Annotated in this window: 1 protein-coding gene; it reads right to left on the bottom strand. The window is 56.9% G+C overall.

What is annotated here, in order from left to right:
* A partial coding sequence (locus C1I95_RS34325) for a hypothetical protein (RefSeq protein WP_146605956.1) occupies positions 1-282 on the bottom strand: 282 nt, incomplete at its 3' end.
* Positions 283-634 lie beyond the last annotated feature (352 nt).

Here is a 634-nt window from a genome sequence, read left to right as displayed (position 1 = left end):
GCCTTCACCCAGCAAGTGCCTTCCGTGACAGGAAACTCGGACCCTCAGCAAGTCCCATTTTCCCTGATCAGAAGGCACTTCTTCGTTTCCAGCCCAGTCCTTGGACACCCTTAACGAAGGGCCGAGGCTAGTGCCGACGATGGTAAGCACCGACGAGAGAACCGAGATCGCCCAGGTGGCGGAGTCGAAGTCAAACCTCTTGCCAGGCTCGCCCGCCGCGAACTCCGAATTGTCCAGAAGGTCCTCGTATAGGTCGACATAGTCGTCCTCGACATCGCTCATATCACCATCCTGTCACGCATCGGCAACTGATCAACGGATCAACGGATCAATCGTCGGGCGCAGCAGTTGGCCAGACGGCACTGTCCTTCACTCTGAAGCGTGATTGGTGCCGAGGGTCGACTCGAAAACAAAAGGTCGGATGTCGCAACGCGATAAGATCAACTGCGCAGTCATCGGCATTATGCGGGTGATCGAAGATTACCTGCGCCCTGGCGGGCCGCATAATGAGTTGATCTCAGCAACGCATAAGGGTTGATTGGTGCGACACGGGCGAAGGTGTCGAGTCGGGCGGCAGTGGAAACAGGCGTGGAGCCATCGATAGACACGTCCTTGCGACAGAAACACGTCTTCG

The sequence above is a fragment of the Micromonospora craterilacus genome (assembly GCF_003236315.1).
GTDB classification, from domain to species: Bacteria; Actinomycetota; Actinomycetes; order Mycobacteriales; family Micromonosporaceae; genus Micromonospora; species Micromonospora craterilacus.
This window is presented reverse-complemented; position numbering and strand designations above follow the sequence as displayed.